29 protein-coding genes are annotated in these 24,855 nt (G+C 52.7%); all 29 read right to left on the reverse strand.

Annotated elements, in window-relative coordinates:
- Positions 1 to 53 precede the first annotated feature (53 nt).
- The gene (locus tag ULO1_RS08620; RefSeq protein WP_079933394.1) at positions 54 to 1,469 is read right to left on the reverse strand and encodes a TldD/PmbA family protein; all 1,416 of its coding nucleotides are present in this window, start codon (positions 1,467 to 1,469) and stop codon (positions 54 to 56) included.
- Positions 1,469 to 2,560: a 3-dehydroquinate synthase gene (gene aroB / locus ULO1_RS08625; protein ID WP_242946630.1), complete on the reverse strand. Its 1,092-nt coding sequence runs from the start codon at positions 2,558 to 2,560 to the stop codon at positions 1,469 to 1,471. Before aroB ends, ULO1_RS08620 begins: the two co-directional genes overlap by 1 nt.
- Positions 2,538 to 3,089, reverse strand: a complete 552-nt coding sequence (locus tag ULO1_RS08630) for a shikimate kinase (RefSeq protein WP_143311965.1) — start codon at positions 3,087 to 3,089, stop codon at positions 2,538 to 2,540. The genes aroB and ULO1_RS08630 overlap by 23 nt, the downstream gene beginning before the upstream one ends.
- Positions 3,090 to 3,094: 5 nt before the next feature.
- The gene (gene aroC, locus ULO1_RS08635; RefSeq protein WP_078666029.1) at positions 3,095 to 4,243 is read right to left on the reverse strand and encodes a chorismate synthase; all 1,149 of its coding nucleotides are present in this window, start codon (positions 4,241 to 4,243) and stop codon (positions 3,095 to 3,097) included.
- 90 nt (positions 4,244 to 4,333) lie between these two features.
- Positions 4,334 to 4,891, reverse strand: coding sequence for a type II secretion system protein GspM (gene gspM / locus ULO1_RS08640; protein ID WP_079906939.1), 558 nt, complete (start codon positions 4,889 to 4,891; stop codon positions 4,334 to 4,336).
- Positions 4,888 to 5,430, reverse strand: coding sequence for a hypothetical protein (locus ULO1_RS08645; protein ID WP_079933395.1), 543 nt, complete (start codon positions 5,428 to 5,430; stop codon positions 4,888 to 4,890). Before ULO1_RS08645 ends, gspM begins: the two co-directional genes overlap by 4 nt.
- Positions 5,431 to 6,525: a type IV pilus assembly protein PilM gene (gene pilM, locus ULO1_RS08650; protein ID WP_078666032.1), complete on the reverse strand. Its 1,095-nt coding sequence runs from the start codon at positions 6,523 to 6,525 to the stop codon at positions 5,431 to 5,433.
- Positions 6,526 to 6,544: 19 nt separating this feature from the next.
- Positions 6,545 to 7,741 (reverse strand): hypothetical protein, encoded by a 1,197-nt coding sequence (locus tag ULO1_RS08655; RefSeq protein ID WP_079933396.1) that lies wholly within the window; start codon positions 7,739 to 7,741, stop codon positions 6,545 to 6,547.
- Between the two features lie 12 nt (positions 7,742 to 7,753).
- The gene (locus tag ULO1_RS08660; protein ID WP_159446867.1) at positions 7,754 to 8,227 is read right to left on the reverse strand and encodes a prepilin-type N-terminal cleavage/methylation domain-containing protein; all 474 of its coding nucleotides are present in this window, start codon (positions 8,225 to 8,227) and stop codon (positions 7,754 to 7,756) included.
- Positions 8,228 to 8,241: 14 nt separating this feature from the next.
- A complete protein-coding gene (locus tag ULO1_RS08665) occupies positions 8,242 to 8,631 on the reverse strand; it encodes a type II secretion system protein (protein WP_078666035.1) in 390 nt (129 codons plus the stop codon).
- Entirely contained in the window at positions 8,628 to 9,371 is a 744-nt protein-coding gene (locus ULO1_RS08670; protein WP_079933398.1) for an A24 family peptidase, read from the reverse strand. The genes ULO1_RS08665 and ULO1_RS08670 overlap by 4 nt, the downstream gene beginning before the upstream one ends.
- 50 nt (positions 9,372 to 9,421) lie before the next feature.
- A complete protein-coding gene (locus tag ULO1_RS08675) occupies positions 9,422 to 9,763 on the reverse strand; it encodes a type II secretion system protein (protein ID WP_200806952.1) in 342 nt (113 codons plus the stop codon).
- Positions 9,764 to 9,798: 35 nt separating this feature from the next.
- Positions 9,799 to 11,019, reverse strand: a complete 1,221-nt coding sequence (locus ULO1_RS08680; protein ID WP_079933399.1) for a type II secretion system F family protein — start codon at positions 11,017 to 11,019, stop codon at positions 9,799 to 9,801.
- Positions 11,020 to 11,025: 6 nt separating this feature from the next.
- The gene (locus tag ULO1_RS08685; protein ID WP_079933400.1) at positions 11,026 to 12,111 is read right to left on the reverse strand and encodes a type IV pilus twitching motility protein PilT; all 1,086 of its coding nucleotides are present in this window, start codon (positions 12,109 to 12,111) and stop codon (positions 11,026 to 11,028) included.
- 15 nt (positions 12,112 to 12,126) lie between these two features.
- Positions 12,127 to 13,839 carry a type II secretion system ATPase GspE gene (gene gspE / locus ULO1_RS08690; protein ID WP_079933401.1) on the reverse strand — a complete coding sequence of 571 codons (1,713 nt, stop codon included), beginning with the start codon at positions 13,837 to 13,839 and terminating at the stop codon, positions 12,127 to 12,129.
- A 124-nt stretch (positions 13,840 to 13,963) separates the two neighbouring features.
- The gene (locus ULO1_RS08695) at positions 13,964 to 14,521 is read right to left on the reverse strand and encodes a MerR family transcriptional regulator (protein ID WP_078666040.1); all 558 of its coding nucleotides are present in this window, start codon (positions 14,519 to 14,521) and stop codon (positions 13,964 to 13,966) included.
- A 147-nt stretch (positions 14,522 to 14,668) separates the two neighbouring features.
- Complete coding sequence (locus ULO1_RS08700; RefSeq protein ID WP_078666041.1) at positions 14,669 to 14,878, reverse strand: hypothetical protein; 210 nt, start codon at positions 14,876 to 14,878, stop codon at positions 14,669 to 14,671.
- Between the two features lie 80 nt (positions 14,879 to 14,958).
- Positions 14,959 to 15,801 (reverse strand): shikimate dehydrogenase, encoded by an 843-nt coding sequence (locus ULO1_RS08705; protein WP_079906544.1) that lies wholly within the window; start codon positions 15,799 to 15,801, stop codon positions 14,959 to 14,961.
- A 60-nt stretch (positions 15,802 to 15,861) separates the two neighbouring features.
- Complete coding sequence (locus ULO1_RS08710) at positions 15,862 to 16,077, reverse strand: hypothetical protein (protein WP_143325437.1); 216 nt, start codon at positions 16,075 to 16,077, stop codon at positions 15,862 to 15,864.
- Positions 16,078 to 16,115: 38 nt separating this feature from the next.
- Positions 16,116 to 16,604, reverse strand: coding sequence for a YqeG family HAD IIIA-type phosphatase (locus tag ULO1_RS08715; RefSeq protein ID WP_078666044.1), 489 nt, complete (start codon positions 16,602 to 16,604; stop codon positions 16,116 to 16,118).
- 65 nt (positions 16,605 to 16,669) lie between these two features.
- Positions 16,670 to 17,380, reverse strand: coding sequence for an RNA polymerase sporulation sigma factor SigK (gene sigK, locus ULO1_RS08720; RefSeq protein ID WP_078666045.1), 711 nt, complete (start codon positions 17,378 to 17,380; stop codon positions 16,670 to 16,672).
- Positions 17,381 to 17,465: 85 nt separating this feature from the next.
- Positions 17,466 to 19,073, reverse strand: a complete 1,608-nt coding sequence (locus ULO1_RS08725; protein ID WP_079906545.1) for an acyl--CoA ligase family protein — start codon at positions 19,071 to 19,073, stop codon at positions 17,466 to 17,468.
- 188 nt (positions 19,074 to 19,261) lie between these two features.
- Positions 19,262 to 19,732 (reverse strand): formylmethanofuran dehydrogenase subunit E family protein, encoded by a 471-nt coding sequence (locus ULO1_RS08730; RefSeq protein ID WP_159071770.1) that lies wholly within the window; start codon positions 19,730 to 19,732, stop codon positions 19,262 to 19,264.
- 182 nt (positions 19,733 to 19,914) lie between these two features.
- On the reverse strand, positions 19,915 to 20,736 hold the full coding sequence (locus ULO1_RS08735; RefSeq protein ID WP_079933403.1) for an ATP-binding cassette domain-containing protein: 822 nt from the start codon (positions 20,734 to 20,736) through the stop codon (positions 19,915 to 19,917).
- The gene (gene cbiQ, locus ULO1_RS08740) at positions 20,727 to 21,536 is read right to left on the reverse strand and encodes a cobalt ECF transporter T component CbiQ (protein ID WP_079933404.1); all 810 of its coding nucleotides are present in this window, start codon (positions 21,534 to 21,536) and stop codon (positions 20,727 to 20,729) included. Before cbiQ ends, ULO1_RS08735 begins: the two co-directional genes overlap by 10 nt.
- Positions 21,537 to 21,538: 2 nt before the next feature.
- Positions 21,539 to 21,730, reverse strand: coding sequence for a CooT family nickel-binding protein (locus tag ULO1_RS08745; protein WP_078666050.1), 192 nt, complete (start codon positions 21,728 to 21,730; stop codon positions 21,539 to 21,541).
- Between the two features lie 3 nt (positions 21,731 to 21,733).
- A complete protein-coding gene (locus ULO1_RS08750) occupies positions 21,734 to 22,024 on the reverse strand; it encodes a PDGLE domain-containing protein (RefSeq protein ID WP_079933422.1) in 291 nt (96 codons plus the stop codon).
- A complete protein-coding gene (locus ULO1_RS08755; RefSeq protein WP_079933423.1) occupies positions 22,021 to 22,662 on the reverse strand; it encodes an energy-coupling factor ABC transporter permease in 642 nt (213 codons plus the stop codon). Before ULO1_RS08755 ends, ULO1_RS08750 begins: the two co-directional genes overlap by 4 nt.
- 181 nt (positions 22,663 to 22,843) lie before the next feature.
- The gene (gene ligA, locus ULO1_RS08760; RefSeq protein ID WP_200806953.1) at positions 22,844 to 24,841 is read right to left on the reverse strand and encodes an NAD-dependent DNA ligase LigA; all 1,998 of its coding nucleotides are present in this window, start codon (positions 24,839 to 24,841) and stop codon (positions 22,844 to 22,846) included.
- Positions 24,842 to 24,855: the final 14 nt, after the last annotated feature.

The raw sequence follows: 24,855 nt of genomic DNA on the forward strand, positions 1-24,855 counted from the left end.
CCCTCTTCTGACAGTTTCCGCTGTTAGTATGAGTCGGAAGAGGGAGGAACTATTTACAGCCGGCGAATTTTTTTCTCGCCCGTAGCTGTTCCCCCGACCACCAACTCTTCCAGCAAGATGGTAGGCTGAGCATCACTCACCGGAACCCCTTGTCCGTCTTTGCCGCAGGTACCGATGGCAAAGCCCCAGTCTTTACCCACCCGCTGTACCTGTTGCAGGGCCCGGGGCCCATTGCCGGTGAGGGTCGCCCCTCGGACCGGATACCTGATTTCCCCGTCCTCAATCAGATAGCCCTCAGCTACGTCGAAAACAAAATCCCCGTTGGTTGTATTTACCTGTCCGCCACCCATCTTTTTAACCAGCAAGCCATATTTCACATCCCGGATAATATCCTCCGGGTCCTCCTTACCAGGAGCGATATAGGTATTGGCCATGCGGGGAATGGGCTTGTAATGATAGCTCTCCCGCCGCCCATGGCCATTGGACTCCCGCCCTTCCTTGCCGGCGGTATGCCGGTCATAGAGATAATCCACCAGTACCCCGTTTTCGATCAAGGTTACCGGCTGAGCCGGAGTGCCTTCATCATCATAGCGGTAAAAACCATACTTGCCTGCTAAGGTAGCATCATCGGCCACCGTTACCAGGGGACTGGCCACCTCCTGGCCCAGTTTGCCCTGATAAACCGATAGCTGTTTTTGTACCAGGTCAGCCTCCAGGCCATGGCCACAGGCTTCATGGACCATGGTCCCCCCGGCTTCTCCGGCCATCACCACCGGCATTCGGCCTGCCGGAGCCGGTTTAGCCCCCAGCATCAGTACGGCTCGCCTGGCCGCATCCTGAGCCACAGCCGCTGGCTGTTCCTCCTGTAAAAACTCCCAGCCAACCACGCCGCCTACAGCATTATAACCGGTCTGGATGACTCCATCTGCTGCTGCGATAGCATTGACCACAAACCTGAGGCGCCGGCGTTCATCTTCCACCAGCTGGCCCTCACTGCTGGCAATCACTACTTTTTGTTTTACATCCCCATAGGTGACAGAAACCTGGCGAATCCGCTCATCGGCCTGACGGGCTGCCGTATTGGCGGCTAGCACCGCCTCTACTTTGTTTTCTACCGGAATCTGTTCCGGCAGTTCCTTGATTACCGGCGCCGGAACCCTGGCACTAGGTGTAGTCAGGTCAAACACATATGTACCAGGCTGGGCCCCCACCACCCCTTTGGCCGCCACCTGAGCCGCCTGTTCCAGACCGGACTGGGACAGGTCATTGGTATAGGCATAGGCGGTAGTTTCTCCACTGATTACTCGAATCCCGGCACCACAGTCAATCCCGGTATTAATCCGTTCAATCCGATTATCCTCACAGGTAATAATGGTGGTTTCCTTTTCCTCAAAAAAGATATCGGCAAAATCGCCACCCCGGGCCAGGGCCTTTTGCAAAACCGCCACCCAATCGGCGCGTTTCAGCATCATACCACCTCCGCAATTGCAGCTAAAATCAGCTGGCGATCCAGCTCCTTGACGATTTTCACTCCTCCGATGCGATCCGGCAGGATAAAAGTTAAACGCCCTTCCTCGCCTTTTTTGTCATAGAGCATGGCCTGCCAGAGAGCTTCCGGATCTACCCCCGGGGCCCGTACTGGTAAATTAAAGGCCGTAAGCAGCCGTTCCAGCCGTTCCAGTGCTGCCTCTTTCAGCCAGCCAGCCCGGACAGCCAGCCGGCTGGCCATGACCATGCCGACAGCCACTGCCTCACCATGCTTCCATTCCCGATACTGGCCCAGCGCCTCCAGGCCATGACCAAAAGTATGCCCAAAATTGAGGATAGCCCTTAGCCCCTGTTCCTGCTCATCCTGGCTGACCACCTGGGCTTTGATGCTGCAGGAGGCCTTGACCATTTCCTGTACCGGCTGAGCCTGTCTCTGCCAGATTCCTTCTTTATTTTGCTCCAGAAACTCAAAGAAAAACTCATTCCAGATCATACCATATTTTACCACTTCCGCCAGACCGGCTGCCCATTCCCGTTCTGGCAGGGAGTTTAAGCTATCGATGTCACTGACCACCAGCCGGGGCTGATAAAAAGCCCCGATCAGGTTTTTGCCTTTGGGGTGGTTGACTCCGGTTTTACCCCCCACACTGCTATCCACTTGAGCCAGCAAGGTAGTGGGAACCTGCACAAAATTGATACCGCGCATAAAGGTGGCAGCAGCAAAACCAGCCATATCGCCCACCACACCGCCACCGACGGCCACTATCCAGCTCTGGCGATCCAAACCGGCAACCAGTGCCTGATCATACAAGGTCTGGACCGATTCCAAAGTCTTATACTCTTCCCCATCCGGCAAAATCGCTACCCGCCAGGAAAAACCGGCTTCCCGCAAGCCTTTTTCCACTTCTGACCCGTATAAATCCCAGACCAGGGGGTTGGTCACTACCAGTGCCCGCCGCCCTTTACCCAGGGTGGCCAGGCTTTCTCCTATCTGAACTAGCAGCTGACGTCCCACCAGAATCTCATAGCTGCGCCGCCCCAGTTCCACTTTAACTTTTTCCACTCTTTTCACCTGCCATCCTGCCTTTTATCCATTCGACCAGCTCCCGGGCAATCTGCTCCGGTTCTTTGCTGGAGGTATCGATAATCACTTCTGCTACTGACCGATAAACCGGTTCCCGCAGGCTCATCAGCTCCTCAATGCGGGCCCGCACATCCCCTTTGGTCCTGAGCAGTGGCCGTTTCCGCAACTGCCGCATTTTTACCCGCTGGAAAATCACCTCCGGGGTGGCTGTTAAGCCAATGATTACCCCGTGGGCCCTCATCAGTTCCACATTTTCCGCCTTCAAAACCATACCGCCCCCGGTGGAAACTATTCCCGGCTGTCCTGCCCAGTCCCGCACAATCCGCTTCAGAGCCAGGGTTTCTTCCGAACGAAAGCGAATTTCCCCGTGTTTGCGGAAAATATCCTCAATAGAGAGGCCTGTTACCTTTTCAATTTCCTGATCAGTATCCACCCAGGGCCATCCCAGTATGGCCGCCAGCCGTCGGGCAACAGCGGTTTTACCGGTACCCATAAAACCTGTTAAAAATACCAGCACTACCCTCACCTACCTAAAGCCACTTTCAGATCCTGCCAGTTATCTCCACCATATCTCTCCAGAATTGCATCAGCCAGCACCAGGGCCACCATCGCTTCTACCACTACCAGGGCTGCCGGTACAGCGCAGATATCACTGCGTTCAATCGAAGCCAGATACGGCTGGTTGGTTTCGATATCCACACTGCGCAAAGGACGATAGAGGGTGGGAATGGGCTTCATTGCTGCCCGCACAATAATGGGCTCACCGTTACTGATACCGCCTTCAATCCCTCCCGCCCGGTTAGTCTCCCGGTAATACCCCCGTCCCTCTTCCCAGAAAATTTCATCATGCACTTCCGAACCAGGACGGGCTGCGGCGAGAAACCCCATCCCGATTTCCACCCCTTTGATGGCCTGGATACTCATTACAGCCTGCGCCAGCCGCCCGTCCAGCCGCCGGTCCCAGTGGACATGGCTGCCCAGCCCCACCGGTACTCCCAGGGCAGCTACCTCCACTACCCCGCCCAGGGAATCTCCTGCTGCCCGGGCTTCATCAATAGCGGCCATCATCTTCCGGCTGGCCTTTTCATCGGCACAAAAAACAGGAGACCGGGGTATCCGGCAAGCAATCTCCTCCCAGGTTAGGTCGGAAGTATCTGCGGTTACACCACCTATTGCTGTCACCTGCCCAACTAATTCTATTCCGGCTGCCCTCAACAAAGCCCTGGCCACAGCACCGGCTGCCACCCGGGCAGCTGTTTCCCGGGCCGAAGCCCGTTCCAGTATATTCCGCAGGTCCCCGTGTTTGTATTTTATGCCACCACTCAAATCCGCGTGACCAGGCCGGGCCCGGGTCACTTTTTTTTCTGTCCCGGTCCCTTCCGTCCGGGGATGGGGAGACATTATTTCCTGCCAGTTTTCCCAGTCCCGGTTGCGAATTAACAAACTGATGGGACTGCCCAGAGTCAGACCGTGCCTGATTCCGCTCAAAATTTCCACTTCATCCTTTTCTATGGCCATGCGCCCACCGCGGCCATAACCCTGCTGGCGGCGCCATAGCTGCTCATCAATCTCTGCTTTGGTCAGAGGCACCCCTGCCGGCATTCCTTCAATGATCACTGTTAACGCCGGCCCGTGGGATTCCCCGGCAGTTAAAAAGCGCAATCTCCTCATCCCTGCTCCTCCTCAACTCAAAAAAATAGCAGATAACATCATCCTGGATGTTATCTACTATTATGCCGCCAAAACCAGTATGTTGTCAATTTACACCTCCGGGGGCAAAAAATAAATTACCAGATTCAAGTCCAGTCGCTGCCCCTGTTCACTGGTACTGAGCTCCCCGGCCTGTACCCGGACAGCCCGGGGCAGTTTTTCCAGGTCGGCAAGAAAATCCCGCAAAGCCTGACGGCTGCCGCTTAAAGCCAGCGCCATCTGCACACTCTTGACCTTCACCCCGGCAACAGTTTGTTCCTCCTGCTGGGAATTGAGGCGCACCAGTTCCAGAGTGACCTGATGCTCCTGGGCCAGCTGGCGCAATTGCCCCAGCAGATCAGCCTGAGCCAGGCTGGAAGGCAAGCGCTTTTCCAGTTCCCGGCCCTGTTGTTCTAAGGCCAGGCTTTTCTGGACCACGGCTGCTTGCGCCTGTAGCTGCTGTTTTTGTTGCTGCAGAAGCAGCAGTTCCTGTTCCCGCAGAGCCTTTTTTACCTGCAAGGGCTCAATCCCATAGTAATAGGCCAGGGTAAAAACAAGCAATACTGCTGCCAGTTTAATCAACTTTTTTTCCCGCTCAGTCAGGGTAAAACTCAATCCCGGCAGTTTCATTGTCCTTCCCCTCCCTGACTGATGGTAAAGGCATAGCTACCCTGTTCAGCCTGACGCACCAGTTCCCTGACTACAGCAGCCTGCCAGTATTTATCCTGTTCCAGTTTGGCCTGGAAAGCCTCTATTGCCGCTGTATTCCGGCTCTCCCCCTGAAAAAGCCAGTCTGCCGGTGCCGGTCCAAATTTGATCCGGCTTAGTGTCAGTTCCGTTCCGGCATAGCCCTCCACTTTAGCAATGGCGCCCTGCCAGTTGGTAGGGTTTCCCTCCAGTTCCCGCCAGACCCGCTGCTGCACCTCAATCCTTTTGGCCAGGCGCAGCACCTGGTTCTGCTTCTCTACCTGGCTCTTCAACTGCTGTAATGCCGCTTTTTCCTGTTCCACAGCCTGGCCCAGGCTATATACCTGCCAGCCAACTATCCCCAGCCAGCCCAGCAACAGGATGCCCGCCCCCGTTATTAACCAGCGTTCCTGCAGGGCAAGGCCTTTGCGCTCCGGCTGCTGGGCCAGATGGGTTCGCGGTGCTAAAAGGTTAACCTGCATTTATTCCACCTCACTTAGGGCCAATCCAGCTACAACTGCCAGGGCCGCTCCCGTTGCTTCCATTTCCTTCTGTTTACTGCGGGCCTCCTGACTGATATCCAGCTTCAACAGCGGGTTCAGGGTTTCCACTGGCAGTTCCAGGCCCTCGGCCAGATAGGCAGCCAGGCCTTGCATCTGGGCTGTACCCCCGGAAAGATAGAGTTTGTCCACTTTTAGCTGACGATAACGAGTCTGATAAAACTCCAGAGAGCGTCTCAGTTCCATCACCAGCTGATCGATTACCTGTTGCACCACTTCCGTCTTGCGGTGCAGCAAAACCGTCAACCCGGTAGTCCCCAGGTCACCGGTCAGGTTGAGAATGGTTTTGGTATTTTCCGCTTCCTCCCAGGGCATCTGGAAGAAATCCACCAGGGCCCGGGTCAATCTCTCCCCGCCTATGGGCAGAGTACGGGTAAAGCGCAGTACTCCTCCGGCATGGACGGAAAAGGTGGTAGTGGTAGCCCCGATATCAGCCAGGGCCACTGCCCGTTCCGGCGCCTGCCAGCTGGAATCAAAGAGAGCGGCAGTGCGGGCCAGGGCCAGGGATTCCACATCCATTACTTTTAAGTTCAGGCCTGCTTCCCGGAACAATTGTTGCAGCTGTTCCACTACTGCAGTCCGGGCAGCCACCACCATGATTTCCTGTTTTTGCACCCCATCTTCCACCACTTTCCCCAGAGGCAGATAGTCCAGCATAACCTCCCGCACCGGAATGGGCAGATGGGCTTCCGCTTCCAGGGGCACCGCCATGGCCAGTTCCCGTTCCTTCATGACCGGCAGGGTAAAATGACGGATAAATACACTCTGACCTGCTACCGCCGTTGCTACCGGTAGCTGGGGCGGTACCCCTTCGGCCAGCTGGCGCAGGGCATCAGCCAGCAGGGGAAAATCCCTTATCCATTCCCCTTCCATGGCCCCCTGAGGAGTGGGTAAACGCTTAAAGCGGACGATTTCCTTTTTGGTCCCCTGGCGGCGCACCTGCAGCAATTTGAGGGAATGCTCCCCGATATCTATCCCCACTACTTCTGTACTCTGTTTTTTCGCAAACCAATTCATGCCCTATCCTGCCTTTCTCTCACCGATAAGACTCCTGCCAGTCAACGATCTGAAATGAAGACATGTACTGGCCTAATGAACTATTGATTTTGTTTAATATAGACTTGAATCTATCATCATCATCTTCTTCGTTATCATCTTCTTCATCCTTCCACCATTTGGTGTGCCCTTTTTCCCAGAGACGGATTTTGACGTCCCCTTTATTCAAGTTAAAATTACCCCTGGCCATGATTCCGCCATTGATATTGACCTTGCCCCATTTCTTGTCATTATCATGTTTGCCATCATTTTTCACTGCTTCAATATTGATATCCCTGGCTGCATAGATAAAGCCATCAAAGTTCACTGCTTCCTTAATAGTTACCGAACCGGAAAGGGAGATAATCACCACTGGATTGGTATCCTCTTTTTTACGCTTATCATCCCCCTTTTTGGCGGGAGCGTAAATTTCAATATCTTTATCCGCTACAATAATACACGGGGATTTGGGATTACCATTATATATAATTAATGGCTGGGTGTCTGCATTCTTAAAGTAGGCAATCGGGTTACCTGACTCAGGGTTCCAGTTAGTTAACTTGATTTCCCTTATTTCCGGCCTCTGTAAATATTTATCGAGATCCTCAACAATAATTTCCGGCAAGTAAATCGGCGTTCCTTTTTGAGGACCCCGATTTTTCCAGTGGGACGTGAAGCTTTCTTTTATTTCCCCGGCAAAATTCCAGTCACCATTCACCTGTACCTTGCCTTTGTGTACCTTGATCTTAGCCGGTTCAGTGCCAGTACCTCCAGTAAAATCACCGCCTACCACCAGAGCATAGGGCCAGTTGCTCCAGTCAAATCCCAGTTTCACCCTGGCCGTTGCAGTAGCCTGAAACTCCCGGCTCCCTTCCCGACCGGTAGCGGTACTGCTGATTTTATAGGCAACATCATTTGAGCCGGGTTTAATAATATTAGCAACAATCGTTTCATTGCCAAGGGTAACCTGTACCTGACTTTGCACTTTATCTTTATCCTTTTTCAAGGCCGCCAGCCCGGCCGCTACCCCGGACTGGGCCGCATAGCGGGCTTTGGTTTGAGCGATATTTCCGGTCAGGGTGTATGTGCGACCATAAGTAAGATAGAGGATGATTGAGGCCAGAACCGTGAACACCATGAAAACCACCAGAGCCGTTACCAGTGTAGAACCTTTTTGCCCATCCTTGTTCTTGAGCATAGTCCATCCCCCCTAAATCTTGACCCGCCGGGGACTTTCTGCCATCGTTACTGTCATAACGCTGTTTTTAAGCCTTGCCGTAATCCGCCAGGAGATTACATACCCCTGGCCTCCCCCTTGACTTAGCCAGTCTAAATTTTCGATTTTTATTTCATCCCCGGAAATTTTTTTATTTATACTACCGGCTTCCCGGAAAAGAGCCTGACCGCTGCTATCATATACATAACGGACCACTTCGTTGGCGGAAAGGATCACCCGCATTTCCTGTCCGTTGATTTCTACCAGTTCAGCTCTACGAATATCTGCGGCAATCTGTTCATTGAGCACAGCCAGTGCATCCTGAAGCCGTAACTCACTGCTTGTTTCCGTATAGCTCCTGTAAGTTGTTAAAAAGAAACTGTTTATAGCCATCAGGACTATACCCATAAGCACCAGCACCACCAGCAATTCTACCAGAGTATAGCCTGCTTGTCGCCTTCCGTTCATAAGCACCGCCCCATTCATTCGGTTTTGAGCACGGACAGGCTTAAATCCCTGCTGGCATTAGACCCGCGTTCCAGATAAGTGACTGTAACGGTCAGGTTCAAGAGCTTAAGGTTTGCAGGAGAGCTGCTCGCCGGTCTCTTAACCTGCAGGCTCCAGTTAAAATCAGTACCATCTATAGTTATTCGCCCCGATTGCTGCTCATTTTCTCTGACATCCTGATGAATATAATACTCCAACCGCTCCTGGGCTAGCCTTAGTGCCTGTTCCCGCTGTTTATCCTGCACAGTCTGGCGCAAATTGGAGGTAAAGAGCGGCAAAGCAGCCACCAGCAAAATAGCTATTATGGCCAGCCCGGCCAGCACTTCCACCAGGGTAAATCCTTCCTGCGCCTGCTTTTTAATCATAACATCACCTGCCAGTACCAGTTCAGGAGCCGATCACTCCAGTACCAGACTACATAAGTCCCCATAGCCAGAAAAGGCCCAAAGGGCAGGGACATCCCCCGGATCTGGCCTTTTTTCAGCCCCAGGATAATGCCAGCTGTGGCTCCCAGCAGGGACGCCAGGAAAAGGGCCAGGAAAACCTGGGGCCAGCCCAGCCACAGCCCCATGACCAGGGCCATTTTCCCATCCCCCAGACCCATCCCTGCCGGGTAGAGGAATGCAATAAGGAAGAGGACTCCTCCTCCCAGGAATGCTCCAATTAATGCCGATGTCCAGGACGGTTCTCCATTCAGGAAAATATGGGCTACTGCCAGAACCGCACCGGCCAGATTGACTTTATTCAACAGTAAGCGCTGCTGCCAGTCAATAACGGTATGCACCAGCAGCCAGCTGCCCAGTAGAGCCGAAAACAGAGCCTGACTGCTTAGACCGTAAAAGTTGTACGCCTGCCACCAGAGGAGGCCATTAATCACTTCCACCATGGGATATTGCCAGCTGATGGGTTGACCGCAATAGGCACATTTACCCCGCTGCCAGAGGAAACTGAAGACGGGCACCAGGTGCCACCATTTGAGAGGTTGTTCACAATGGGGGCAGCTCGAACCCGGCCAGAGCAGGGATTGGTCCCGGGGGAGACGGTAGATGACGACATTGAGAAAACTGCCGATAATGAGGCCGAGAAGCAAGGTTAGTACGGACATGGAGTCAACTCCTTTGTAAAGGTAGGCCCGCCCCAGGTGGGGCGGGAATTCTATGGAGTTACAGTAACTACACCATTAGTTTTATCATAGGTAAAATCTTTATTGTTCGATTGTTGTTTGGGAACTCCATCGATATACTTAGGAACTAGATCCGATAATGAATTTGGATAATTGCCATTAACTGCTTTGTATTGGTTAACAGCATTTGTTAGTTGTTTGGCTGTTAATTCATCAGCCTTCATCTTTGCATCATCAACATTACCTACTACTTTCGGAACCACCAGAGCAGCAATTACCCCCAGAATAGCAATAACCACCAGCAGCTCTATCAGGGTAAAGCCCTGTTCTCTTTCGCGGATGCGCTTCATTCTTTCGCCGATTTTAATCAACATCCCTTTCACCCCCTTTCAAAGCTTTCTCTCTATCCCTACTGCCCCCCGATATGTCCATATAAATCAAAGATGGGCAGTATGGTGCTAACGATAATGGCCCCCACCACAATGGCCAGAAAGCCGATCAGGAAAGGCTCCAGCAGGGAAGCCAGGCTCTCGGTGGTGTTCTTGACCTCCCGGTCATAGAAATCCGCCACTTTGCTCAGCATGCCATCCAGGTTCCCAGTTTCCTCGCCTACCGCCACCATCTGGGTTACCAGGGGCGGGAACACCCCGGTTTGCTCCAGGGGAGCGGCAATTCCTTCCCCTTCCCGGATATTGTCCCTGGTGCTGAGCAGGGCCCGGCCAATTACCCGGTTACCGGCTACTTCAGCCACCACCTCCACCGCCTGCAGGATGGGCACCCCGGTAGCCAGCAGCGTCCCCAGAGTACGGCAAACCCGGGCCAAAGCCACCTTTTTGCTCAGTTCCCCGAATACGGGCAAGCGGAGAACAAGGGCATCCCGCCAGTTTTTGCCCTCTTCCGTAGCCAGAAAACGGCTGATGAGAAGACCTCCCCCGGCCAGTAATAACAGCCAGAGATACCAGTAACCGGTCAGGGCTGAACTTATGCCCAGCAAAATCCGGGTAGCCAGAGGCAGTTCTGCCTTGAAGCTGTTGAACATGGCCACAAAAGTGGGTACCACTGTAGTGAGCAAGAGGATGACTACTCCAATGGCAAAGAGCATGATCACCAGGGGATAGCGGGTAGCGGTCTTGATTTTTTCCCGCAGTTCATATTCCTTTTCATAATGATCAGCCAGGCGCTCCAGCACCTTGTCCAGCACCCCGCCGATCTCCCCGGCCCGCAGCATGGTGACATAAAGCTCGGGAAAAACCCGGGGATGGCGCTGCATGGCCCCATAGAGGGTGGAACCTCCCTCCACATCCCGCCGAATTTCGGCCACCGCTTCCGCCAGCCGTTTATTGCTGGTTTGCTGCTGCAGGATGCTGAGGCACTTGAGCAAACTCAAACCGGCAGCCATCATGGTGGCAAACTGGCGGCTAAACAGGGCCAGCTCTTTAATGGGCAACGGGCGCAAACTGGCCAGCAGTTCCCCCACCGAAGGAGCAACCTCTTTTTGTTTCACAGAGGTAACGATATATCCTTCCCGGCGCAGGCGCTGAATCACCGTCTCCCGGCTATCGGCTTCTACCACTCCTGTTAATACCCGGCCCTGCCGGTCCCGTACCTGGTATTCAAACTGCAAATTCATCTAGCCTCACATCCCGTTCACCAGCCGAAGGAAGTTATCGGGATCCAGGGCCCGTTTTATGGCTTCCTCCAGAGTGATCTTACCCTGATAATACAACTCCCGCAGGGAAAAGTCCATGGTTTGCATTCCCAAACGGGCATTAGTCTGCATAATGGAATAAATTTGATGGGTTTTCTGTTCCCGGATCAGGTTGCGCACGGCGCTGTTTACAATCAGCACTTCCACTGCCGCCACCCGGCTCCGGCCATCAGCGGTAGGTACCAGTTGCTGGGCAATTACTCCCTGCAGGGTGGCTGCCAGCTGAATGCGAATCTGCTGTTGCTGGTAAGGCGGAAAGACATCGATGATCCGGTCAATGGTGCCAGGAGCATCAGAGGTATGCAGGGTAGCCAGCACCAGATGCCCGGTTTCAGCCGCTGTAACCGCCGTGGATATGGTCTCCAGATCCCGCATCTCCCCTACCAGGATCACATCCGGGTCCTGGCGCAGGGCTGCCCGCAGGCCATTGGCAAAGGATTTGGTATCAAAACCAACTTCCCGCTGGTTGACAATACTCTTTTTATGGCGATGCAGATATTCAATGGGGTCTTCCAGTGTCATGATATGGCAGTCCCGGGTGTTATTGATTAAATCAATCATGGAAGCCAGGGTAGTGGATTTGCCGCTGCCCGTAGGACCAGTTACAATCACCAGTCCCCGTTCCCGCATGGCCAGTTCCTTTACCACTGAGGGTAGGCCCAGTTGTTCCAGGCTGGGGATCTGAAAGGGAATAGCGCGCACCGCCATCCCGGCCGAACCCCGCTGGAAATAGGTATTGACCCGAAAGCGGCCAAAGCCGGGAACACTATAGGAAAAGTCCAGTTCACCGCTCTCCTTGAAGCGGGTAAACTGTTCTTCGGTCATCACTTCCTTGACCAGGCGCAGGGTATCCTCCCTGCTCAGGCGTCTTTCCCCTATAGCGGCCAGTTTGCCATTGATGCGGAAAACCGGCGGGACATCAACGGAGATATGGACATCCGATGCTCCCAGCTCCACCGCCAATTGCAAAAGTTCGCTGGCTGTCTGCCAGTCTCTGCCTTCGATTCGCTCCATCTTCTGCCCCCCTGACTAGTCCACAAATACTGTCCGCATCACTTCTTCCAGACTGGTAAGGCCACTTAAGACCTTTCTTACCCCATCATGGCGCAGGGTGATCATTCCTTCCGCTACAGCCTGCTGCTCAATCTTGCTGGCGGCCGCTTTCTGCACCACCAGTTCCCGCAGTTTATCAGACATAATTAGCACCTCATGGATACCGATCCGGCCAATGTAACCGGTATTGTTGCATAGGGTACAGCGTCCCGGTTTATAGACCAGTACCCGATCTCCTTCCCGCCGGGCATATTGCCAGACATCCTCCGACAGGCCCAGATTTTCCAGCCATTTCACCGGCAACCAGTGTTTCTGGCGGCATTCCGGGCAAAGGGAACGCACCAAGCGCTGGGCCGCCACTCCTGTTAAGGCAGTGGCTACCAGAAAGGGCTCGATTCCCATATCCAGCAAGCGGCTGATGGTGGCCGCCGCACTGTTGGTGTGCAAGGTAGAGAAAACCAGATGCCCGGTCATGGCTGCCTGTATGGCGATCTGGGCGGTTTCCGTATCCCGAATCTCCCCCACCAGCACCACATCCGGGTCCTGACGCAAAATAGAACGCAACCCACCGGCAAAAGTTAAGCCAGTTTTAGGATTGACCTGGACCTGGTTTATCCCTTCCAGGGTGTATTCCACCGGGTCCTCCAGGGTCACGATATTGCGCTCCGGACTGTTGATTTGTTTTAACAGAGAATAAAGGGTCGTAGTCTTGCCGCTGCCCGTAGGCCCTGTAACCAGAAAAATGCCATTGGGATGTTTGAGGATTTGTTCGAATCGCTGCAGGTTTTCCGGGGCCAAACCCAGATCGGACAGGCCAAGCAGTCCCCGGGATTTGTCCAGAATCCGCAGCACCACTTTTTCCCCGTAAATTGTGGGCAAAGTGGAAACGCGAAGGTCAATCTCTTTATGTTCTACCGTCAGCTGAATCCGACCATCCTGGGGTATGCGCCGTTCGGCAATATCCAGGTTGGCCATGATCTTGACCCGGGAGATGACAGGAGCCTGCATTTTTCTGGGTAAGGTCATCATTTCCTGCAAAACTCCATCCACCCGCTGGCGGATGCGCAGCTGTTTCTCCTGGGGCTCTATGTGAATATCACTGGCCCGGTTGCGCACTGCCTGCTGGATGACGGTATTGACCAGCCTGACTACCGGTGCATCCTCCACCAGTTCCTTGAGCTGGTCCAGGCCCAGTTCCTCTTCGGCAAATTCCTCTTCATCCAGGTTTTCGATAATTTTTTCCAGGGAATCGGTCAAACCATAATACTGGTTAATCGCCGCATTGATCTCACTTTCCCGGGCGATCACCGGTTCTACTTCCAGACCGGTGGAAAGCCGAATATCATCAATGGCAAAAACATTCAAGGGGTCAGCCATGGCAACGGTCAGCCGGTTGTTTTGCTTGCGGATAGGAATGGCTTTGTAGCGCTGGGCCAGGGCTTCCGGAATCAGTCTTACCACTTCTGCTTCCAGTGGCATGCGGCTGAGTCGAATCGCAGGAATCCCCAGCTGCTGCTCCAGGGCCTGAATCAATTCCTCCTCCTTGACCATCCCCATCTTGACCAGCAGGGTCCCCAGCCTTTCTCCGCTTTCCTTTTGTTTCTGCAAAGCCAGCTGCAATTGTTGTTCATTTATAAGATGGGCATCTTTTAAAATATCGCCCAGACGTTTGCGGGTAGGAAAATACATTTTTCACCCCTACTTCCCTGAACTGCACAATTTGTCACAATTAAATGCTATATTAGACATACCTTCGGCAAAATCCTGCTTTATTTCAGATTATTTTCTGGAAATAGCGTAAAAAAATAGGGCATTATGCCCGTCCCTGTTCTTCCGCTGTCCTTGCCTTTGGCCAGCGTCGCCAGAGATAATCCAGGAGACCGCGATTTTCCGCTGCGGCCAGCTGTTCTTCTACCCTGTTCTTTTCCTCCCGCAAGCGGGCCACCTCCCGGGCCAGTTCCCGGCTCTCCTGGCGGGCAGCCTGCAATTCCTGCATGATGGCACTGAACATAATAAATACCGTTGTCTTAAAATTATGCTCCACCCCCAGAGAAGCTGCCAGTACATTATCCAGTTCCAGTCGGCGTTTAGCTCCCTTGATGGTATACTGTTCTGTTTGCAACAACTCCTTGATTTTGGTCAGAACCTCCAGCTGTCTGGTAGTATAATGCTTTTTCTGGTTAATCAGCACCGCCTTCCCCATATACTCGGCAAATTCCTTTTCCCAGTGCCTGACCGTACTGCACTCCACTTGCAAAATGGTGGCTACCTGCTTTAAAGTCAATAGCTGTTCTCCTTCAGCTTCCAGGGCCTGTCCCTCTCCCGCTAATAATTCCGCATCATCCCATTCTTTCTCCAGTTCTGCCTCCACCGATTTTCACCTCCGACCCTTTATTTACTGCAATATTTTAACAGATTAAGCCCAGTAAAATTTGCCATTTCTTGCGCCTGTGCCAGAAAACTTTCCGTCTCGATTCAGCATTTTTCGCCATAAACAAAAAAGAGAGCTCCCGCCCTCTTAAATCTCACCAATGGCCTGCACCGAACCATCTTCCAGTATTTCCAGCAGGGTCAGCCGTTCTGACAACTGGCCCTGTTTCTTTTCCACGATTTCCGTAAAACAATCCCGGCAAAAATAGGTTTGTTTGGCAATGCGGCCAATGTTTTTACTGCCACACTGGGGACAAAGCTGAAAGGCAAAACGGGATTGGCCGTTTCTTTTCGCCACCGGAACACCCCTCCCATTCCAGGTAAACCGATACAAATAGATTATATCACATAATTGTAATGGCAAATGTGACAAATTTGTTAATTTTGTTCACTGATACCCAGAGCTGTCAACATCACCTCCAGCGGAGGCTCCATTCCCGTCCAGAGCCGGAAAGCCTCCCGTCCCTGTTCCACCAGCATCAAGATACCATTTACTGTAGTAGCCCCCCGACTCCTGGCCCTGGCCAGTAAGCGGGTCTCCTGCGGATTATAAATCAGGTCGAAAACCTTGTGCTGTCTGCCAAAAACCTCTGGCGGCAAAGGTGGGCATAAATGGGGTTCCGGACTCATACCTAAAGGCGTGGTGTTAATAATAATCTCCACCTCTGCCGCAACCCGGGCTAAAGCCCGCTCCTGCCACGGTATGTAAGTTACTGCCGCGATGGTCTGTAAACTCCCTACTGCCTCCGGCCGTCGGGCTGCCACCAGGATTTCCCCGGCCCCCTCCTGTGCAAGGGCATAAACCACCGCCCGGGCCGAGCCCCCTGCTCCTAAAACCAGCACCCGCCTACCAGCGGGTATAGCCTTGATATGGTCCAGAGTGGCCTTTACCCCCAGCCAGTCGGTGTTATAACCCCAAATTCGTCCTTCTTTGATCACCAGTGTATTCACTGCTCCAATTGTAGCCGCCGCCTGGTCCAGCTCGTCCACCAGAGTCAGAACTGCTTCCTTATGGGGAATAGTGACATTGGCTCCGGCAAAGCCCAGGGCCACTAATCCCCTTACCGCCGCTGCCACCTGGTCCGAAGCCACTGGTAGTGGAACATAACACCAGTTCAGGCCCAAAGCTTGAAAAGCAGTATTATGCATCAAGGGCGATCTGGAGTGTTCCACCGGTTGTCCAATTATACCTACCAGACGGGTCTTGCCATCAATCCACATAATCTTCTCCCCTTTGGCCAGAAAAGAAAAAAGGAAGGTACTCCTTCCTTTTTTCGCTCTTTAGATAAAAAATTCCTGCTTTTCCGGAGAAAAATATAATTTTACTTCAATTCCCGTATTCCTGTCAACAATGCCCATGTCCACCAGCTGGTAAGCTTCCAGTTCCGGGTGTTGCTGACGTATTTCCGACACCTCAGCGCGGATGCGGGCCAGCAGGGCCCAGCCATTATCAATTTCCTGGTAAGGGACATAACAGCTAAAGGTTTCCATTGCCATAACCTCCCTTTTGCCATTATGCCCGCTTCAATTCAGGTTTAAACCCGCCGGCCAGTCAAAACCCTTTCCAGCCAGCGCAAAAAGTAGGTCCCCTTATGTTCTACAGGGCTGAGGGGATTGACCAGCACCGTAAAGAGACCGGCCCGATTCCCCCCCAGCACATCAGTCATGATCTGGTCCCCCACCACAGCCGTCTCCTCTGGCTTCACTGCCAGCAGCCGCAGGGCCTGCCGGAACCCCTTACGCCGCGGTTTAACCGCCTGAGAAATCCCCGGGATCCCCAGCTCCCCGGCCAGCTGAGCTACCCGTTCCGGTTTGTTATTGGAAACCAGGCAGAGCAAAAGCCCCGCCGCCTTCATTTCCTCAATCCAGCGCAAGCTCTCCTCCGGAAAAATCCCCTCTGCCCAGGGCAGCAGGGTATTATCCAAATCCAGCAAAACTGCTTTAATCCCTTTTTCGTAAAAAAATTCCGGACTGATCTCCGTCAACTTGCCAAAAACCGCATCCGGAACTAACCAGTGTCCCATACTCCGCCTCCGTTGTTTTTTCTTTTTATGATAACAAAAAAATAACGGAGGCACAAATTCCAGAGTCAATGTTTCAACTTGCGCTCCTGCTGATATTCCTTTAGCAGCTTGTTGATGGCTCTCTTTTCTATTCGGGAGACATAGGAGCGGCTGATTCCCAGCAAACGGGCAATATATTTCTGGGTCCGTTCCTCCCCGCCGAAGAGGCCAAAACGCATATCCAGCACCGCCAGTTCCCGCTTGGACAGGCCTTTCACCTTCTGAAGCAGCTGTTTATTATCAAATTCCCTTTCCACCATCAGGCTGATTTCATCCGGATCGGTACCCAGGATATCATTGAGGGTAATTTCATTGCCTTCTTTATCCTGGCCAATGGGGTCATCCAGAAAAACTTCCTGGCGCCGGTTTTTGGTGGCCCGTAAATGCATTAAAATTTCATTTTCTATGCAGCGGGCAGCGTAAGTAGCCAGTTTGGTCCCCTTATCCCGGCTGTAGGTATTGATCGCCTTGATCAGACCAATGGTGCCAATGGAAATCAGGTCATCATTATCTTCTCCAGTACCCTCAAACTTTTTCACAATATGGGCTACCAGCCGCAAGTTTCTCTCCGCTAAAATATTCCGGGCTTCCCGGTCCCCTTTTTCCAGCCGCTCCAGATAATAAGCCTCTTCTTCCGGAGTTAAAGGCTGAGGAAAAGTGTTACTGGTAATATAGGATACCAGCAGGAGAATACCATTAATCAGGGATAAGACCGAAAGCACCAGCCAGCCAGACATAGAAAGCACCTCCTATCCCGCTTACCACAACAAGGGTAATACTAGGATATGGAGATGCTTTTTGTCCGGTGCCTGTCTAAAAAGATTAATTTACCCGGCGTTCCCGGCCAGCCCACTCTTTTTCCCGCAGGATGTATTTCAGGATCTTGCCGGTACCGGTTTTGGGCAATTCGCCAAACTCCACCTTTTTCGGACACTTGAAGCGGGCCATCCGTTCCCGGCAGAACACGATAATCTCTTCCTCTGTTGCTGTCATCCCGGGCTTCAGGGTGACAAAGGCCTTGGGGACTTCACCCCATTTCTCATCCGGAATGGCCACTACTGCCACTTCCATCACCGCCGGATGCTGGTAGATGACATTTTCTACTTCCACTGTAGAAATGTTTTCCCCACCGGAAATGATAATATCCTTGCCCCGGTCCTTGATCTCGATATAACCATCGGGATGGACTACAGCCAGGTCGCCGCTGTGGAACCAGCCGCCCAGGGAAGACAGAGCGGTGGCTTGCGGGTCTTTAAAATATCCACAGTTGACATTATTGCCCCGGAAGACGATTTCTCCCATGGTCTGGCCATCTCTGGGCACAGGCTGCATATCCTTGTTGACTACCATCATTTCCACAGAGGTGATATAAGGCACTCCCTGCCGTGCTTTCAATCTGGCCCTTTCCTCTGCCGGCAGTTCATCCCATTCCGCTTTCCATTCACACAGGGTATGAGGACCATAAGTCTCGGTCATGCCATAAACATGGATGACTTCCGCTCCCATAGCCTCAGCATTCTTGATCACCGTAGGAGAAGGTGGTGCTCCCGCAGTCAGGATGCGCAGATGTTGCTCAAGCTTTAGCTCCTGTGCTCTGGGATGGTTGGTCATCATCACCAGCACGGTAGGTGCAGCACAGAGATGGGTTACCCTCTCCTGGACCAGCAATTCAAAGATACGATCCGGTTCCACCTTGCGCAAGCAGACATGGGTACCACCTACCGCTGTTACCGCCCAGGTAAAGCACCAGCCATTGCAGTGGAACATGGGCAGGGTCCAGAGATAGACGGAACGGGAATTCATCCCGGCCTCCAGCGCTTCTCCCAGGGCATTCAAGTAAGCGCCCCGATGGGAATACATTACCCCTTTAGGCAAACCGGTAGTACCGCTGGTGTAATTAAGAGCGATCATTTCCAATTCATCTTCGACGGGAATGGGGATTTCTTCCTCACTGCCCCGGGCCAGGAATTCCTCGTATTCTATGACATCAATCTGTGCAGTTTCTTCGCCATCATAGATTTTGATAAAATGCTGTACTGCCGGCAGTTCCTTCATAATCGGCTCAACCACATGGGCCAAACCGGCATCAAAGAACAGCACTTTCGCTTCCGAGTGATTGAGGATATATTTAATTTCATGGGCAACCAGACGGATATTGAGGCTGAGCAACGCCCCTCCCGCCAGCGGTACACCATAATGGGCTTCCAGCATGGGCGGAATATTAGGGCAAAGAAAGGCCACCCGGTCCCCTTTCTCAATTCCCAGGCTTTTCAAGGCACTGGCCAGGCGATTGACCCTGGCGGCAAATTCCCGGTAAGTATAGCGCCGGTCATTGTATACTACCGCCGTTTTTTCCGGAAATACATAGAGACTGCGTTTTAAAAAACTAAGTGGAGTTAGTGGAGCATAATAGACTTTTTTCTCTCCCATTTTAAAACCTCCCCCTATCTTTGTCCTCCTGTCAATAAATCTAAACAATTCCACCAATTTTCTCACCAACTTTTGCCTAAAGGCCGGATTTTCCCCCTGAACGGTCTATATTAATTATTGAATGGATATTCATTTTGTGCCTATTCTTTACATGTCTTCTGTTCACGGACAAAAAATAAGCCAGGCAGTTATTCCTGCCTGGTTTCCACTTTGAGGAAAAACTCCTCATCCTCCAGATCCATGACTTGCTGGGCCAGTTCCACCATTTCAGCAATAATTTCTGACTTTCTTCCATTTTTTACTGGGCTCAGTTTTTCCTGAAACAATTGTTGCCATTGTTCCTCATAAACAGCTAACCGGGGGGTTAGCTCCAGCTCAATCCTTAAACTCTGTCCTGGCAATGATAGTTCAAAATGGTATCTGTCCTCAGCCTCAACCTGCAAATTTCCTTTGCCATAGGTTGCCCCCAGCAACAGCTGCAGAGCATCCAAACCGCAAAAACGTTTACCCGCCCTGATAATGCACTCATCCCCCGGTGGATATTGTCGTCCTAATTCCTGCAGCATACGCATGGCCACCCGATAACCAGCCGCAATGCCCGGACAGACATGACCATGAAATTGTACCACTCGTTCCCAGGGGGTCAGTTCTGTACACATCGCCATCGCTCCTCATATTTTTGCTATGGCGATTATAACATATTTTAAAAGCAGGCGCAAAGGCGAGCGAAACCTTTGCGCCCATAAAGGAAGGTTTGGAAGGAGGAATATATATGAAAAAGGCCATGGAAACCCCTCTCTTATCAGAGGACCAGGTCTCCATGACCTTTTCATTCTCATCGTTATTTTGTCTGTAAAAGCTTCCTGATAATGGCCGCCCCTTCAGCTATAGTTTTCGGCATTTGTTCCAGCTGCAATTCCGGCAGCTGCTGAAAGAGCCTGGTGATGATGGGAAAACGCAGGGCAGCAGCCTCTACTAACTGTTTATCAGTTAACAGTTCCGGCCCTCCCTGGGCCAGACAGGTTCCATCCTTAATCACAATTAACTGATCTGCCCATTCTGCCGCCAGGTCCACATCATGGGTAGCAATCACGATGGTAGTGCCTCTGGCATTTAATTCATCCAGAATGTGAAACAGAGTATCTTTTCCCCGAGGATCCAGAAAGGCTACGGGTTCATCCAGGATAATCACTTCCGGATCCATGGCCAGAATGCCGGCAATGGCCACCCGTTTTTTCTGCCCGTAGCTCAAATGGTAGGGAGCTTTATCCTGATAGGCCGTCATCCCCACAGCCGCCAGGGCAGCCGCTACCCGCCGGCTGATTTCATCCGGTTCTAGTCCCATGTTCAGCGGCCCAAAGGCTACATCTTCCCAGACTGTGGCGGAAAAAACCTGATCATCCGGATCCTGAAAGACCAGTCCTACCTTGCTGCGCAAAAGCCGCGCATTCCGGGCGGTAACCGGTTCGCCATCAAACAATACCTGCCCGAGTTGAGGCAGATGGATCCCATTCAAATGCAGGATCAAAGTGGATTTCCCGGCTCCATTCGGGCCTAAAATGGCTACCTTTTTGCCCCGGGGAATGGTCAGGGAAAGACCGCGCAGGGCCACTGTCCCATCCTTGTAACGGTAAAATAGGTCCTGAACTTCAATTAGAGCCACTTCTCCACCCCGCTTATTTCAGCGATTTTAAGCAAAATCCCCATCGACACGATGGCAGCGCCGGTCACCCAGTCCTGCCAGCGCAGTGCCATCTGGGTACTGCAGGCTACTTCTCCCTGGTAACCCCGGGCCAGCATAGCAATATAAATCCGGTCTCCCCGTTCAGTTGCCCGCAAAAACAGCATCCCCACCATCTGCCCCAGGGTTTTCATGGTGCGCCAGTGATAAAGCCCTTTGCCTCTTTGAAAACCCCGGGCCTGGCGGGCAGTTTGCATTCTCTCCAGTTCACTGCCCAGCAGACTGAAATAGCGGAGGGTAAAGGCGATCAAACTGACCAGCAAATCAGGCAATCCCAGCTGACGTAAGCCCTGTAATAACTGAGATTGGGTAGTAGTTTCCGTCAATATGGTCAAAGCCAAGACAGCATTCAAGACACGCAAAGCCAGAAACAGGGCTTTTTGCCCGCCTTCCACAGTTGCGGTCAATTTAAAGGCCAGTATATTACCCGTCCAGAGCGGCTGCCCTGGAGTGATAAAGGGAACCAGCAAAACCATCACTCCGGCAAAAGGCAAGAACCAGATTAGTCTTTTCAGCAAGGCAACAGGGCTAATTCGCGCCAGCAGCGCTATTCCCAGTAAGACCAGAGCGGCAACTGCCAGCAGTAAAATATTTTTAATGGTGGAGAAAATGATAATCATCGAAATGAGGGAGAGAATTTTCAAGCGAGTTTCCAGCTGCAGCAGAGGGGAACGCCCTGCGGCAACAGTTGGGAAGTCCCCGTGAAAACCTGCCTGGCACATAGCTATTCATTCCTTTCCAGAACGATCTTATGATCCACCAGGGCCATTTCCACAATCCGGCCTTTTATGGTTTTGCGCTGACCGAAAATATTCTCCAGATATAACTCATTACCCTGGGGGATGATTTTGTCTACCCGTTCCAGCAGCAATTCCTCTTTTTCCCCCTGGCGTAGATAGGCATTGGCCTCACACATAGCCTAGCTCCTCCTTTCCTTGCCACCGATTAAGAGTTTGCCCACTGCGTACATAAATATAAATACCAGACAAGTCCCCACAATTCCTGCCACAGCCGTAGCTATTTTTTCATTTTGAATACCGGGAAAAAGATAGTCAGGGATAGGAGAAGAGAGCAATGAGGTTCCCTTTTCCAGAAAGCCATGATCTTCGGCTACCCGTTCCAGGCCATCCGGGCTGGAGGAGGCGAAAGGCGAAAGAAAAGCCGCAATCGCCAGGGCCAGGCCCAGTCCGCTCAGAATTTTGCCTTTCATGCTTCCCACCCCGCTTTCTCCTGTTCAACCTCATAGACCAGACGATTTTTAAAGACGAAGTTTACAGCCACAGCCGTGAGCATTCCTTCACCGATACCGATCAAGGCATGCCAGAAGGCCATCGCCGGTAAAACCTTGGCCAGAGGAATGGTGCCAGAGATAGCCAGCTCCAGAGAAGCCGCCACCGCTGCTGCCATAACCGAAACCCAGCCGGCCAGGAAATTGCTTACCCCGGCAGGCAAGCGCAATTTTTTCAAGCTGTATTCCATCAACCAGGCAGCTCCGACGCCAATCACCGCCATGTTAAGGATATTAGCCCCCAGAGCTGTGATGCCACCATCCTGGAAAAACAGACTCTGGATGATTAAGACTGTTGCCAGAATTAAGCTGGCACTCCAGGGCCCCAGCAAGGAGGTAGCCAGAGCCGCCCCCAGCAAGTGTCCCGAAGTTCCGCCGGCCACCGGGAAATTGACCATCTGACCGGCAAAAATAAAGGCTGACATGATGCCCAGCACCGGGATTTGCCGCTCCTTGAGACTAGCCTGAGCCTGCTTGATGCTATACCCTAAAGCTCCGGTACTAATGGCCGCCGCCGGCACCCAAACGCCAGGGCTTAAAAAACCATCTGGAATATGCATTTCCCTCACCCTTTCTTTTAAAATAAAAACCACGGCAAAGCCCCTCTCCTTGCTGGAGAGACAGACCTCCGTGGTCATCGTTCCGTCAATATTATGCTTGTTGAAAATAACTCTGTCCAGTGATACCTCCATGGTATCTTGCAAAATTATTATACAACAACCCGGGCAAAATGACAAGAGGTTAGTTCGAAATTTTCTGCCAGAACTCTTCCTCTGATAAAACCGGTATACCCAGTGCCCGGGCCTTTTCCAGCTTGCTGCCCGGTTTTTCCCCTGCTACCACAAAAGAGGTTTTTTTGCTGACACTGCTGCTGGCCTTGCCGCCCAGCTGTTCTACCAGGGCTTCCGCTTCCTTTCTCCCCATCCGGCTTAAGGTACCGGTAATGACCACCGTCTGGCCGGCCAGAGGCAAATTGTCCACAGTAACCGGATCCGCATCTTCTTCCATCTTCACCCCGGCTGCTTTTAACTTATTCAGCAAATTGCGGTTATGTTCATCGGCAAAAAACTGGACAATGGCTTCCGCCATTTTCGGCCCAACTTCCGGGATCTGCTGCAATTCCTCCTGTGTAGCCGCTGCCAGCTTCTCCATGGAGCCAAAATGGCGGGCCAGGGTTTTAGCCGCTTTGGCCCCCACATGGCGAATGCCCAGGGCAAAGAGCAATGGCCCCAGGCCCCGTTCCTTGCTGGCTGCAATAGCTTGCAGCAGGTTTTGGGCGGATTTTTTGCCCATGCGCTCCAGTGGCAATAAATCCTCTTCTCGCAAATTATAGAGGTCGGCAGCATCCCGGATCAGGCCCGCTTCCAGCAACTGGTTGACCACCGCCGGACCTAAGCCCTCGATATTCATGGCATCCCGGGAGACGAAGTGATTGATGGCCTCCCGGTTCTGTGCCGGGCAGAAACGATTGGGACAGCGCACAGCCACTTCCCCTTCCGGCCTTACTACTTTGCTACCACAGGCCGGACAGTGTTCGGGCATGACAAATTCCCGTTCCAGACCGCTGCGCTTTTCCTTCAACACTCTGACTACTTCAGGAATGATATCCCCGGCTTTATGAATCAGCACATGGTCCCCGATGCGTACATCCTTTTCCCGGATGATGTCCTGATTATGCAAACTGGCCCGGCTGACAGTACTGCCAGCCACAAACACCGGCCGCAAAACCGCCGTCGGTGTCAGCACCCCGGTACGCCCCACTGTGATTTCAATATCTTCTACCACTGTTTCCGCCTGCTCGGCCGGGAACTTGTAGGCAATAGCCCAGCGGGGACTTTTGGCGGTAAAGCCCAGGCGCTGCTGCTGGCTCAGCTTATTGACCTTGATCACCAGGCCATCAATATCATAGGGCAGCTGGTGGCGTAATACCGCCCATTCCTCTGCCAGAGCGATTACCTCTTCTATATCGCGACAAAGGCGGCGCTGGGGATTGACCGGTAGGCCCAGCTGTTCCAGCCAGTCTAGGGCAGCGGCATGGGTGGAAATTTCCAGCCCTTCCGTCTGGGCCAGAGCATAAATGAAAACCGCCAGAGAGCGTTTGGCTGTCACTTTGGGATCCAGCTGGCGCAGAGAACCGGCCGCAGCATTGCGGGGATTGGCAAAAACCGGTTCACCATTGGCTTCCCGCTCAGCATTTAACCGGACAAACGCTTTTTTCGGCATGAAAGCCTCTCCCCGCACCTCCAGCAAGGGGGGAGCCTTGGGTAGTTCCAGGGGCAGAGTTTGAATGGTTTTGAGGTTTTCGGTAATATCCTCCCCTACTTCCCCATCCCCCCGGGTTGCTCCCTGCACAAACCGGCCCTGCTCATAGGTCAGAGCCACCGCCAGGCCGTCGATTTTGGCTTCCACCATGTATTCCGGGTCCTCTCCGCCCAGATTTTGTTTAACCCGGCGGTCAAAAGCCCGCAGCTCCTCGGCATTAAAGGCATTATCCAGGCTCAAAAGGGGAATGCGATGCCTGACCTGGCCAAAGGCTTTTAAAGGTTCTCCTCCTACCCGGCGGGTAGGCGAATCAGCCGTAATCAGCTCCGGATATTGCTCTTCCAGCTCCAGCAATTCCCGGTAGAGGGCGTCATATTCAGCGTCAGTCAATACGGGCTGGTCCAGCACATAATAGAGATAATTATGGCGGCGTATCTCCCGCCGCAATTCCTCAATGCGCCGGCGGGCGTGTTCCATATCCATACTCTCAC

Origin of the sequence: Carboxydocella sp. ULO1 (assembly GCF_002049255.1) — a bacterium.
Lineage (GTDB): Bacteria > Bacillota.

Excerpts from the sequence above, each read along its gene's own strand:
- ligA (WP_200806953.1), bottom strand. The coding sequence starts at position 24,841 with ATGGAACACGCCCGCCGGCGCATTGAGGAATTGCGGCGGGAGATACGC.
- ULO1_RS08685 (WP_079933400.1), bottom strand. The coding sequence starts at position 12,111 with ATGGAGCGAATCGAAGGCAGAGACTGGCAGACAGCCAGCGAACTTTTG.
- ULO1_RS08655 (WP_079933396.1), bottom strand. The coding sequence starts at position 7,741 with ATGCTCAAGAACAAGGATGGGCAAAAAGGTTCTACACTGGTAACGGCT.
- ULO1_RS08730 (WP_159071770.1), bottom strand. The coding sequence starts at position 19,732 with ATGTGTACAGAACTGACCCCCTGGGAACGAGTGGTACAATTTCATGGT.
- cbiQ (WP_079933404.1), bottom strand. The coding sequence starts at position 21,536 with ATGTGCCAGGCAGGTTTTCACGGGGACTTCCCAACTGTTGCCGCAGGG.
- ULO1_RS08715 (WP_078666044.1), bottom strand. The coding sequence starts at position 16,604 with ATGGGACACTGGTTAGTTCCGGATGCGGTTTTTGGCAAGTTGACGGAG.
- ULO1_RS08750 (WP_079933422.1), bottom strand. The coding sequence starts at position 22,024 with ATGAAAGGCAAAATTCTGAGCGGACTGGGCCTGGCCCTGGCGATTGCG.
- sigK (WP_078666045.1), bottom strand. The coding sequence starts at position 17,380 with ATGTCTGGCTGGCTGGTGCTTTCGGTCTTATCCCTGATTAATGGTATT.
- ULO1_RS08745 (WP_078666050.1), bottom strand. The coding sequence starts at position 21,730 with ATGTGTGAGGCCAATGCCTATCTACGCCAGGGGGAAAAAGAGGAATTG.
- gspM (WP_079906939.1), bottom strand. The coding sequence starts at position 4,891 with ATGAAACTGCCGGGATTGAGTTTTACCCTGACTGAGCGGGAAAAAAAG.
- ULO1_RS08725 (WP_079906545.1), bottom strand. The coding sequence starts at position 19,073 with ATGGGAGAGAAAAAAGTCTATTATGCTCCACTAACTCCACTTAGTTTT.
- ULO1_RS08645 (WP_079933395.1), bottom strand. The coding sequence starts at position 5,430 with ATGCAGGTTAACCTTTTAGCACCGCGAACCCATCTGGCCCAGCAGCCG.
- ULO1_RS08620 (WP_079933394.1), bottom strand. The coding sequence starts at position 1,469 with ATGCTGAAACGCGCCGATTGGGTGGCGGTTTTGCAAAAGGCCCTGGCC.
- ULO1_RS08705 (WP_079906544.1), bottom strand. The coding sequence starts at position 15,801 with ATGTGGATTGATGGCAAGACCCGTCTGGTAGGTATAATTGGACAACCG.
- ULO1_RS08675 (WP_200806952.1), bottom strand. The coding sequence starts at position 9,763 with ATGTTGATTAAAATCGGCGAAAGAATGAAGCGCATCCGCGAAAGAGAA.
- ULO1_RS08680 (WP_079933399.1), bottom strand. The coding sequence starts at position 11,019 with ATGAATTTGCAGTTTGAATACCAGGTACGGGACCGGCAGGGCCGGGTA.
- aroC (WP_078666029.1), bottom strand. The coding sequence starts at position 4,243 with ATGAGGAGATTGCGCTTTTTAACTGCCGGGGAATCCCACGGGCCGGCG.
- ULO1_RS08660 (WP_159446867.1), bottom strand. The coding sequence starts at position 8,227 with ATGAACGGAAGGCGACAAGCAGGCTATACTCTGGTAGAATTGCTGGTG.
- gspE (WP_079933401.1), bottom strand. The coding sequence starts at position 13,839 with ATGTATTTTCCTACCCGCAAACGTCTGGGCGATATTTTAAAAGATGCC.
- ULO1_RS08710 (WP_143325437.1), bottom strand. The coding sequence starts at position 16,077 with ATGGCAATGGAAACCTTTAGCTGTTATGTCCCTTACCAGGAAATTGAT.
- ULO1_RS08755 (WP_079933423.1), bottom strand. The coding sequence starts at position 22,662 with ATGCATATTCCAGATGGTTTTTTAAGCCCTGGCGTTTGGGTGCCGGCG.
- pilM (WP_078666032.1), bottom strand. The coding sequence starts at position 6,525 with ATGAATTGGTTTGCGAAAAAACAGAGTACAGAAGTAGTGGGGATAGAT.
- ULO1_RS08665 (WP_078666035.1), bottom strand. The coding sequence starts at position 8,631 with ATGATTAAAAAGCAGGCGCAGGAAGGATTTACCCTGGTGGAAGTGCTG.
- ULO1_RS08670 (WP_079933398.1), bottom strand. The coding sequence starts at position 9,371 with ATGTCCGTACTAACCTTGCTTCTCGGCCTCATTATCGGCAGTTTTCTC.